Annotated in this window: 8 protein-coding genes; 5 read left to right on the forward strand and 3 right to left on the reverse strand. The window is 53.4% G+C overall.

The annotated features are described in order from the left end of the window. Positions 1 to 66 precede the first annotated feature (66 nt). From pcnB to panC, 4 genes are read left to right on the forward strand one after another with little or no spacing between them, the layout of a single operon-like run. Positions 67 to 1,389 carry a polynucleotide adenylyltransferase PcnB gene (gene pcnB / locus TK45_RS06560; protein ID WP_131257842.1) on the forward strand — a complete coding sequence of 441 codons (1,323 nt, stop codon included), beginning with the start codon at positions 67 to 69 and terminating at the stop codon, positions 1,387 to 1,389. Then, positions 1,389 to 1,877 (forward strand): 2-amino-4-hydroxy-6-hydroxymethyldihydropteridine diphosphokinase, encoded by a 489-nt coding sequence (gene folK, locus TK45_RS06565; protein ID WP_131257843.1) that lies wholly within the window; start codon positions 1,389 to 1,391, stop codon positions 1,875 to 1,877. The genes pcnB and folK overlap by 1 nt, the downstream gene beginning before the upstream one ends. A 17-nt stretch (positions 1,878 to 1,894) precedes the next feature. Further along, positions 1,895 to 2,695: a 3-methyl-2-oxobutanoate hydroxymethyltransferase gene (gene panB, locus TK45_RS06570; RefSeq protein WP_131257844.1), complete on the forward strand. Its 801-nt coding sequence runs from the start codon at positions 1,895 to 1,897 to the stop codon at positions 2,693 to 2,695. 9 nt (positions 2,696 to 2,704) lie between these two features. Further along, positions 2,705 to 3,556, forward strand: coding sequence for a pantoate--beta-alanine ligase (gene panC, locus TK45_RS06575; protein WP_131257845.1), 852 nt, complete (start codon positions 2,705 to 2,707; stop codon positions 3,554 to 3,556). Positions 3,557 to 3,581: 25 nt separating this feature from the next. Here the strand turns inward: panC and panP are convergent, their stop codons facing one another. Beyond that, entirely contained in the window at positions 3,582 to 5,201 is a 1,620-nt protein-coding gene (gene panP / locus TK45_RS06580; RefSeq protein ID WP_131257846.1) for a pyridoxal-dependent aspartate 1-decarboxylase PanP, read from the reverse strand. A gap of 145 nt (positions 5,202 to 5,346) precedes the next feature. Between panP and TK45_RS06585 the strand changes: the two genes are divergently transcribed. Beyond that, entirely contained in the window at positions 5,347 to 6,111 is a 765-nt protein-coding gene (locus TK45_RS06585; RefSeq protein ID WP_131257847.1) for an EAL domain-containing protein, read from the forward strand. Here the strand turns inward: TK45_RS06585 and TK45_RS06590 are convergent. Together TK45_RS06590 and TK45_RS06595 are read right to left on the reverse strand one after the other, a co-directional pair. Then, complete coding sequence (locus TK45_RS06590; RefSeq protein WP_131257848.1) at positions 6,108 to 9,845, reverse strand: translocation/assembly module TamB domain-containing protein; 3,738 nt, start codon at positions 9,843 to 9,845, stop codon at positions 6,108 to 6,110. The genes TK45_RS06585 and TK45_RS06590 overlap by 4 nt on opposite strands. Beyond that, on the reverse strand, positions 9,842 to 11,557 hold the full coding sequence (locus tag TK45_RS06595; protein ID WP_131257849.1) for an autotransporter assembly complex family protein: 1,716 nt from the start codon (positions 11,555 to 11,557) through the stop codon (positions 9,842 to 9,844). The genes TK45_RS06590 and TK45_RS06595 overlap by 4 nt, the downstream gene beginning before the upstream one ends. Between the last annotated feature and the right edge of the window lie 65 nt (positions 11,558 to 11,622).

Genomic DNA, 11,622 nt, shown 5'->3' on the forward strand with positions numbered 1-11,622 from the left:
TTTTTGCGTGTTTTTGCAGGAGACAAGGTCATTATTAAGCGCGTCCTATCCAGAGTGAAGAATGCTATGCGTGGTAAAAGCGCATCGCCGGTGATTTCACGGCGCATCTTCACCCGTGAACAGCATGGAATCAGCCGTAATGATATCGATGACAGCGCGCTGAAAGTCCTTTATCGCCTGCACAATGCCGGTTATGAAGCCTATCTGGTCGGCGGCTGCGTCCGTGACCTGATGCTAGGCCTGCACCCGAAAGACTTTGATGTGGTGACCAATGCCACGCCGGAGCAAGTGCGTAAGTTATTCCGTAACAGCCGTTTAATTGGCCGCCGTTTCCAGTTGGTGCACGTGATTTTTGGCCGCGACATTATCGAAGTGGCGACATTCCGTGGCCATCATCAGGATGATGAGAATCACGGCAAACAGAACGACCACGGTCAAATTCTGCGTGACAACGTATTTGGCAGCATCGAAGAAGATGCCGAACGCCGTGATTTCAGCGTGAACGCCATGTATTACAACATCGCCGATTTTACCGTGCATGATTTCGCCGGTGGTGTAGAGGCGTTGCAAGCCCGTAAGCTGGATTTAATCGGTGATCCGGAAACCCGCTACCGCGAAGACCCGGTGCGTATGCTGCGCGCCGCACGCTTTGCAGCCAAGCTGGATATGCAAATTGCTGAGCGCAGTGCCAAGCCGATTCGCACGTTGGCGTCGTTACTGAGCAACATTCCGCCGGCGCGTTTATTTGAAGAAGTGATCAAACTGTTTTTATCCGGTCATGGTGAACGCACGCTGGAATTGATGGCGGATTACAACCTGCTGCAGCCCCTTTTCCCGGCGCTGACGCCACTGGTTAAACAGCGCGACAGTAAGGAATGGGCATTCCTGCGTCAGGTGATGCGTAACAGCGATCAACGTATCGCGGACGGATTATCTGTCACGCCTGCTTTTATCTACGCGGCGTTAATGTGGTACCCGGTTGAGATACGCTACGGACAGCTGCGCGCGGAGTCCGGCCTGAGCGAGAACGATGCATTTAATCTGGCCATGACCGAGGTGATTGAACAGCAGATCCGCCGGATTATGATCCCGCGTCGCTTCACCACCCCGATCCGTGAAATTTGGCAAATGCAGCAGCGTCTGACCCGCCGTCAGGGGCGCAGGGCCTGGCAAACCTTTGAACATCCGCGCTTCCGGGCCGGATTTGATTTCTTGTTGGTACGCGGTCAGGCCGAGGGTGGCCAGGCAGAAGAGCTTACCCAGTGGTGGCAGGCGTTTCAGGAGGCTGATAACGATGCCCGCCGTGCGATGCTGGAGCGTCAACCTACTCAGGCGAAAAAGCGTCCGCGCCGTCGCCGTGCACCGCGTCCGAAAAAGCAGGAATCCTGATGGCCCGTGCGTTTATCGGGTTGGGCAGTAATCTGGCCCAGCCTGCGGCGCAAATTCAGGCCGCACTGCATGCCATGACCCAGTTAGCTGATACCCAGCTAATCGCACAGTCTTCCCTGTACGGCAGCAAACCTATGGGGCCGCAAGACCAACCGGATTACGTGAATGCCGTGGTCGCGCTGCAGACCAGCCTGACGCCCCATCAATTACTTGATGCTTTGCAGCGAATTGAGCTGGAGCATGGTCGTGTGCGTAAGGCAGAACGTTGGGGGCCACGTACGCTGGATCTGGATATTCTGCTGTTCGACGATTTGCAATTTAGCGATGAAAGACTGACCATTCCCCATTACGGAATGCGTCAGCGTGAGTTCGTGATTTATCCATTGCTGGAAATTGCCCCGCAGCTGGTGTTGCCGGATGGCACGCCGCTGAGTGATTTACAACATACCTGCGATGTAAACGGGCTGATTCGTCTCAGCGCGCAATAAACGAAAAGGTCAGTGATATGACACAAAAGAAAATCAGTACTGCGACACTGCTTACTATGAAACAGCAGGGTGAGAAAATCTGCGCATTGACCGCCTATGATGCCAGCTTTGCCAAGTTGTTCGACGAACAGGGCATCGATGTCATCCTGATTGGTGACTCGCTCGGTATGGTTTTGCAAGGCCACAATGACACCCTGCCAGTGAGTGTCGATGATGTGGCGTACCACACCCGTGCAGTGCGCGCGGGTACACAGCGGGCGTTTGTTATCGCAGATATGCCATTTATGAGCTACGCCACCCCGGAACAGGCCTGTATGAACGCGGCGAAACTGATGGTGGCGGGTGCCAGCATGGTTAAGCTTGAAGGTGGCGAATGGCTACTGCATACGGTACGTATGTTAGTCGAACGCAGTGTGCCGGTATGTGGCCATTTAGGGCTCACCCCGCAGTCGGTTCATGTATTTGGTGGCTTTAAGGTGCAGGGCCGCTCTGATCTGCAGGCTGAACAAATCCTCGAGCAAGCCAAAGCATTGGAAAAAGCCGGAATTCAGTTACTGGTACTGGAATGCATCCCATCGCCGTTGGCGAAGAAAATCCGTGACGCCCTGACCATCCCGGTGATTGGTATCGGTGCCGGTGTTGATTGTGATGGTCAGATTCTGGTGATGCATGACATGTTGGGAGTGAGCGCCAATTACATGCCAAAGTTCTCTAAAAATTATCTGGCGGAAACCGGTGATCTGCGCGCAGCAGTCAGTCAGTACATCAACGACGTGCGCGCCGGTGATTTCCCCGGTGCCGAACATAGCTTTCAGTAAGGGTAAGTTGTGCAAACCATCAGTGACATTCTGAGTCTGCGTGAACAACGCCGTCAGTGGCAACTGGACGGCAAAGTGATTGGTTTTGTACCGACTATGGGTAACCTGCATGATGGCCACCTTGAGCTGGTGCGCTGTGCGCGGGAACATTGCGACGTGGTGGTGGTGTCGATTTTCGTTAACCCGATGCAATTTGGCGAAAACGAAGATTTGGATGCCTACCCGCGCACGCTAGATGAAGACAAAGCGAAACTGCGCAGCCTTAACGTGGATGTGTTGTTTACCCCGCAGGCAAAAGACATTTATCCCCGCGGGCTGGAGCAGCAAACCTTCGTCGAAGTGCCGGGCTTATCCTATATGATTTGTGGCGCCAGCCGGCCGGGGCATTTCCGTGGGGTGGCGACTATCGTGTGTAAGCTGTTCAATATGGTGCAGCCAAATCACGCGTTTTTCGGCGAGAAAGACTTTCAGCAACTGCAGGTGATCCGCACTATGGTGCAGGATTTGTCGATGAATCTGACCATCCACGGCGTGCCTACCCGACGTGAAGCCGATGGCCTGGCCATGAGTTCCCGTAATGGTTACCTCAGCGCAGAACAGCGTCAGCTGGCGCCCAAGGTCTATCAAACCCTGACCAGCATCGCGGAGCAGATTCAACTGGGTCGTCGTGACTTTGACAAGCTGATTGCGGAACATGCCGCGGCGCTGAATAGCGTTGGCTTTAAAACCGATTATATCGAGATTCGCTCTGCTACTAGCCTGCTCAAGCCCGGGTTTGAAGAGCTGCAATTGGTGATTCTGATTGCCGCGTTTTTGGGCAAAACCCGCCTGATTGATAACCTGCCGGTCAGCCTGAGCTGATCGTGTCCTGAGCAGATAATCCTGCTCAGGCTTCCTGCAGACACATTGCCTGTAGCTCGTTCCATAGCGGCGAGCGGCGGGCAATTTCTGTTTGTTCGCGCAGTATTTCCTGCAGATGTTGTGAATTGGTCAACGGGTTGGCCAATACCGTGCGGAACACCGAAATCGGTTGGTCCGGATACTTTTCTATGGTCAAACGGGTGCGTGATACAAAGGATTTACCCGCTTCACGCTGGCTCTTCTGGATCCACACGGTTAATTCATCCAGCTTACTGTTGAGGGCTGGCTGCAAATGCGGGGCTTCAAGCAGCGCCTGCTTTACAAACGACGGAACGCAACGATAGGTCATCAGGCACAGGGTCGGCTCGGTGGTAAGCTCAAAATCCTCGTGATGATTAATCAGATTGGCAAAGTGTCGCGCCTTTTCGATGCTGATATCGATCAGCAGCTGATAACCCTGACGTCCGAAAATATGCATGGCCGCATACAACATCATGGCCATACCATTGCGTGAGCCTTCCAGCGTGGTCGCGCCCAAATCTTTGGAGCCTTCACGCAGGATATAGTTGGCGTGGTGGCGCACTGCATTACTGGCGTCCGGATCTTTAAACAGCACCATGCCAGCACCCATCGGCACATACATCTGCTTGTGGGCATCCAGTGTGACGGAGTCAGCCAGTTCTATGCCGGCCAACAGGCCGCGGTATTGATTGGAAAACAGTGTGGCACCGCCCCAGGCAGCGTCCACATGAAAATGGCACTCAAGCTGGTTGGCAACGGCGGCCAACTCAGTTAATGGGTCGATATGACCGGTTTCTGTGGTACCGGCAATGCCGACCAGCGCCAGCACTTTGCCGCCTTCGGCTTGAATTTGCTGACCCATTTCCAATGCGCGTGCCGGATCGAGTGTCTGTCCGGGACAATCCAGCGCAATCAGGTTATCCCGACCGATACCGAGTAAATCGGCGGCTTTACGTAATGAATAATGGCCGCGCTGAGAGGTGATCACCACTAAGCGGTTATAGCCGTATTCCTGCATGGCACCTTGCAGACCGCTTTTGGCGATACCACGGAAACGCCCGCGCGCCTTAAACAACTGATTGCGGGCTACCCACAAAGCAGAAATATTGGCGATAGTGCCGCCGGAGCAAAACGCACCAAGGGAATGGTTGGCGCTGTGTAAATAGGTGCTGTAGAAGGCCTCATCACCCTGATACACCAGTTGGTGCATCATCCCCAGCACCTGACGCTCCAGTGGCGTAAAGGCTTTAGAGGTTTCGATTTTAACCAGGTTCTGGTTTAACCCGACCAGTAGTTTGGCCAGCGGCATATGAAAATACGGCAGCGCCGAGGTCATATGCCCGATAAATTGTGGTGAATAGGTGTTAACCGAGTTAGCCACCAGTTTGTTCAGCAGCTTTTCGGCGTGATCGCTTACAAACTCCGGATCTTCCGGAACCCGGAAGTCATTGAAGTCCTGCTCGATTTGTTCAAGCGAGGTGGCACGGGCGACCACGTGGCGCGACAAAAAGTCCGCCAGATTGACAGACAAATGCTGCTCGATCTGGGCAAGCTTGGAATCACTACCCTCAGGCGCGGTAAATACGCGGTAGAGGTGTTCCAGACTGGCGCGGGCTTTATTCACACAATTGTCCTATTACAGCATCAGGGGGGCGGACTTTACCTTAATTTTGGCGTTCCACCAAGTGAGTCGCACGGTGTCACACTGGCAGCCCGGCTTTCCCTGTTACGTTACAAACTGTTTACATCGATCAGATTGCAACCTTAGAATGAAACCAGCAGATACGCTACTATTTGAAATCTATCTGGTTTTTGGTTCACACATGCATGTAAAACTCATTGATGGCAAAGTCGATCTTGATCACATAGTGCCCTACTTTCAGCCGGTGATTGATTTACACACCCATTCGGTTGTCAGTTACGAATGTCTGGCGCGTCTGGTTACGGCCAGTGCCCAGTTGTTTTTGCCCTCGGAATTTTTGTCATTGGTAGAGCAGGATGCCTGCAGTGGCCAATTGGCCCAGCGTATCTTTAGCCTTAGTGCCCACTATTTTCGTGATACCAGCACCGCCTGGAGTATTAATTTATGTGCCAGTGATGTGTGTGATAAGCAGTTTCTGGTGTTTATCCGCGAGCAACTGGGCGATTACCCAGACCCTCATCGGGTAACGCTTGAGGTCAAAGGCGAATCGGCGCTGGCCTGTGCCGAACGCTTTGCGGAGTTTCTTGGTTGGTGTCGGGAAACGGGTATCAATGTGGTGATTGATCGTTTTGACCCCGCCATCTCGCCAGCCGCGCATATCTTAAGTCTGCCGATTCAGGGCATTAAACTGGACGGGCAATTGAGTCGTCATTTTGCCAGTGACGTGCAGGTACAGCAGCAAATTCGCGAGCTTGCCCAGCAGTCTGCGGCAAAAAATATTGTGCTGATCGCCGAACATATCGAAGACGAAGCGACCCTCGAGGCCGCCCGCGAACTAGGGATCCGCTATGCACAGGGCTTTTATTTCAGTCAGCCTCAGGCAAGGGTTTAATCCGGCTTAGGCGCTTTCGATTTTTCATCGTCATCCAGACTAAAGCGCCAGTAAATATCCAATGCGGTATTCAACGCGGTGCTGACAGCCTCAATATAAAGTTTGGGCTGTAATTCATAACGGATCGCCACCTCGGCGGCGGAGTTAAAGATACCGATACCGTAGCGCAGTTGTACGCCCGGCGCGATGTAGCCAGTGAGGTTCAACTTGGTGTCATCGCCCTGACCACTGGCGTCCATGGCCAGATTATCCACCCCAAATGTATCGCCAATTTTACCGATCAGGTTTTCGCTGCGGCTCAAACCCGCCGCCATCAGCATGCTGGCAAACACCGCATCCTGACTTTGACTACTGCCGCCACTATCCGGCGCACTGCCGCGCAGTAAATAGGACAGTGATGCGGCGTCATCCATGCCCGGCTCGGAGAAGAAGCTGATTTGTGGCTGATTAATGTTGCCACTTAAACGCAATCCGGCAATCACGTTGTCCTGGGTTAAGTCCGGATTACGGATGGCCTCCACCGAAATCAATGGCTGCTCAATGGGTCCGTTGAATTGCAGTTCACCGGTGCGGATTAACAGGTTTTGGCCATAGGCACGGTAGCGGCCATCGACCAGACGCAGGATACCATCGGTATGCAGACCCTGTGGTCGCTGACGAATAGATAACTCGCCCTGCAGGAATGTGGTGAGGCCAAAAGCATCCAGATACACTTTGTCGTTTTCATTCGGATCGATAAGGACATCTAAGTCCAGTTTAATCCGTTGACGCTGATTGGTTTGTGATGACTCACTGTCGACAATTATTACGTCATTTGAAGGTGTGTCCGCACTAGTGGGTAACTTACGAATTTTAACGTGCGCCTCTGGAACGACGATTTTACCCGCCACATCCAATTGACTGGGGGTAAAGCCCAGCAGTAAATGTGGGCTGATAACGGCGCGAAGATCGCGCTGATAAGCGACAGTCAGATTGTCACCGATAAGGGCCAGATTACCGCGAAAATCTGGCAGCCACTGAACATTGCCGGACAGCTCCCCGTTGCCCTGACCTGATTTGAAACTGCCATCAATGTCCGCCTTTTGCCCGTTCAGGGTGAAGGTTTGCTCGATATTCTCCAGCCGCATGGGGAGTCCACGTAAGGCAAACAGGCCCTGGGTTAAGGTAATTTTCCCGTGGGTTTGCGGATCTTGCAGACTGCCACTGAGTTTGGCATTGCCGGATACGATCCCCTCGATGGCATCAATATCCACGCTTAAATCTTTGAACGGCTTGAGATTCAACGCGTCCAGTTGCCAGTTGCCATCCAGCATGCGCGCACCGCCAAGATCCTTGATGGCCGTTTGCAAATTCAGCTTGCCTAGCTGTGGGCTGTCCAGATTGAAGATGACCTGTGCGTCTTTGGGATTCATTTCCGCAATCATCACCAGATCATTGATATGCAGTTGCGTACCTTTTTTACCCACATTCAACTGCCAGTCGGCAGGGGTGAGCATAGCGGTGACCGTCATCGTCGGTAAGGTGGCCAGTGGCCAGCTGCCAACCAGATCGATATTCAGCTGGCTGGTGGTATCCAGTGGCGGAATGTTGCTCACCCAGCGATTGAGCAAAGGTTTCACTGCCACTTCTTCGATGGTTATCATCCAGTCAAGCTGGTTATCCACCAGGCGCGCTTCCTGAATACAGAGTTTGGTGTCATTTTCCGCCCAGCAATGGGCCGACAACCGGTAACGCTGGGTTTGCCAGTTCGCGCTGATATCAAACGGATCGAGCAGATTCAGGGTGACGTAGCGCGAGCTAATCCGGCCACTGTGCCAGCGACCCTGCCATTGGTTGTCGCTGAGTTTACCGTGGATCTCTGCTGCCAGTTGGCCTTCGCCCCCCAGGGTTTTGATTTTAAAAATGTGCTCGTCGAGGGCGCCAGACAGCGACAGGGTCGCTTTATCAACCTGATGGTTGGCACTGCCCGCCTGACTGAGCAGCAGATAGAGGTTGAAGTCGTCCTTATCCTGCCAGGTCATTTCGCCGTCAACGCCCTGACTAAACCATTCACCATAACCCAGCGCGGTGCCATCTAGCTCAAATTGTGCCTCCGGTTGTTGCAGGGTGCCGCTAATGTGGCCATTGAGCATTAACTTGCCGTGCAAGCCAGGATAAAAGCTGGCTAAATCGGGCAGATTCGCCGCCACCTGAATGTCTTCGGTTTGTTGCTGGGTAATCCGGCCGCTCAGACTAATCTGGTTGCTGCCTTGCAGCAGGCGCAGGTCTGATAACTGGATATCGAGTTTATCATCCAGTTGCACCGCGCCGTGCAAAGACAAGGGCAGGCTAAGCCATTGCCCCTGAAAATCAATTTGCTCGAAGCTGGCCTGCCAGTGTCCGTCATTGAACTGGAATTGATGGCTCAGGCTGCCGGCGACGCGATTATTAAAGCCCCGTAAATCGGGCAGTACACTATCTAATTCGGCCAGATTAAGACGGCTGCTACCCTGCCAGTGCCAACCCTGCTGCCAGAGTAAGGTACCGGATGTCATGCTGGTCAATTGCGCCTGATTCAGACTCAGGCGGCTAACCTCGACGGCTACCGGTTCTCCGCTGGCATCCAGCTGCAACTCCAGCGGGCCCGCTTTTGCATGCTTTGCTTTGGCACTCAGGCTCGCTCTGAACTGGTTGAGTGGACCGCTGAAGGTCGCATGGGCGTTGATACTGCTGAGTTGTGCGTCTGCCACTTGCCAGTTTCGGGCATCGACCGTCAGATCGGCCGGATAAAATGCCTGAGTAAGGTCCACCGTGCCTTTAACAACGAGATTGCCACCCTGCGGGTTACTGACCTGCACATTAGTGAGCAGTTGTTGTAACGAGCCCTTAGCGCTGGCCTGAATCTGCTGGATGGGTAAGGTCGCATCCTGCAACTGAATATGGCTTTGCAGGTCAATGCTGGGGGAGTCTGTCAGGCTCAGCATGGCCTGTACTGTCAGTGAAGCGGGTGTGCTGTCCACTACCAGTGATTTTATTTCGATGTTGTGCTGATGTAAGCGCCCACTTAGTTGGATCGACTTGATCTGACTTTGATCATCAATTACCGGTTCGGCGATCGTGACACTCGCTAATTGAATATCGACAGGGATATACACAGGCGGCAGATGAATTGCTGGCAGCGTCAGATTATGTGGATTAAAGCCGCTGGATGAGTCCGGGGGATTGCTCTGCGCAGCGGTCTGCCACTGTGGTTTGTGGATAACTGTGTGCGTGAGTGCTAGCGTGTTATCAAACTTCAGGCCGCTGCCCAGTTGCGCTACCTGAAGTTGTCCCCACTCAGTATTGAGCTGTAAATCATTGATTTTCAGTTGTTTGATCCGAATTGGGATCGGCGATTGGATCGCTTGAGGGGCGGATTGATCGTTCGACGCGCTTACCGCGAGCAACGCCACTGTGAGTGAGTCGGCGCTCAATTCACTGAGGGTAATCTCACTTTTTAGCAGGGCAGTGATGGAGATATCCACCGATAGCCTGCTGGCGTTTATTTGCAAACCGGGCTGCGTCATCGCCACATCTGAGACCGTCAGGCCAGACCAAAGACTACCTTGCTGATATTGCATCTCAATACCAGCCACGCCATTAAGCTGGCTGACCAACAGACGCGCGCCCCAAGGGGTCAGTAACATACCTGTCAGTAGCACTAAGCTGGCACACAGTACCAGTACCAACCAGGCTGCGCGTTTTGCCCAACTCATAATGCTGGCCCCATGGTGATGTGCAGGCGGGTATAGGTATCGATATCATTTTTACCGCGACCAAGATAAACCCGCACCGGGCCAACCGGCGACAGCCAGATCGCGCCTATACCGGCACCAATGGCCGGATCGGCGGCGAACTTATTCGATACACTGCCGGCATCAACAAATACCGCAGCCCGCCAGCTATCCGTCACCGGATAGGAGTATTCCACACTGGCGACAGCCAGATAGCGTCCGCCGGTCAGATCCCCTTGTGCATCGGTTGGCGACAAGCTGCGGTATCTGAAGCCACGCACCGATTGGTCACCGCCAGCGAAGAACCGCAGCGATGAAGGCACCTGATCAAATTCATTGGTGGCAATCGCGCCGGCTTCGAAACGCCATACAAAACGGTGCTCATCAATGCTGCGCAGCCAGCGTGAGTTAGCGGTGATCCGCAACATATTAATATCTGAATACACATCATCGGCGGCCAGCTCGACGGTGAGAGTCTGGCGATCGCCCCAGTCCATATCCAAACCGCCCCGATGCCGGTAACGCGAAAGCGTTAAACCGGGGATAAGCAGGTTACTGACCTGCTCGGGCTCATTGGCCTGGCTAAAGGTTTCACGCTCCAAACGCAAAAATGCGATGCGCTGCCAGTCGGCATCCAAGGGTTGCCAGTGACGCTGGGCACCTAAAGTAAATTTATCCAGAACGGTGTCTTCCTCATGCAGGACCTGATAACCAAACTGGAAAGACGCATAGTTTTTGGCCGCATCTTCCAGCGGGAGCCGATAGTCCACTGCCAGATTTTGTTCTTTCTGGCTGGCGAAGATTTCTGCGCCCATGGAATGCCCGAATGGATTGACCCAGGGACGACGCCATTTAAGCCGAAAACGTGGCCCTTCGTCGTCTGACGAAACGCCGCCACCTACATCAAAATTATCCCGTGGCTTGTGGGTGACGTTAACCTCCAGCGGCACGTGAGCGTTTTTGGCCTCGGCAACGATAGGGCGCACCAATACCCGCTGAAAATAGCCGGTTTCACGCAACAGGTTGTTAAACTCAGCCAGCTTTTCCACGCTGTAGACATCACCACTGTGCAGCGGTTGCAGGCTACCTATCAGCTCCAGCGCGATTTCATCTTCGGGCATTCGAATTTCGCCAATGCGGTAACGCGGCCCAGATTCTGCCAGCAATATGATTTGTGCGCTTTGCTCGCTGAGGTTGACGCGAATTTCACTTTGGCTGAACTGGAAATCAAAATATCCCAGCGTTAGCGCGCGGGTTTGCAGGGCCGTTTTGAGTTTTTCATACTGCACCTGATTAAGTGGCTTGCCAGCGCGCAGGTTGAATTCTTTTATCACACTGGTAAATGCGCTTTGCTTCAGGTCGGGTGTGGTGACACGGATTTGGGGTTCAGCCAGTAAGACTTGCGCTCCGGGGGTAATTTTTACCCGCCACTGGTCATCTTTAATGCGCTCCGGTTCAATAAGCGGCTCGTAATAACCATACACCTGCATAGCCTGCTGACAGGCCTTTTTGACCTGATCACTAAAGCGACTGTAACCAGACAGCGGCACATCCATGCCCTGTAAATAGGCGCGGATGTTGTCCGCGACGGGGCCTTGCGGCGCACCCTGCAATTCAAACGAGACGGTCTGTGCCCAGGCCAGACTACTGAAACAAAGCCAGCTGGTAATAAAGAGCCGGCGAAAAACCTTCATATTGATGTGATCCCTGCCTCACGGCGCGTCATGGACGCAATCAAGTCTATCCTGAATGTACGCAA

Source organism: Bowmanella sp. JS7-9 (assembly GCF_004329715.1).
GTDB lineage: Bacteria > Pseudomonadota > Gammaproteobacteria > Enterobacterales > Alteromonadaceae > Pseudobowmanella > Pseudobowmanella zhangzhouensis.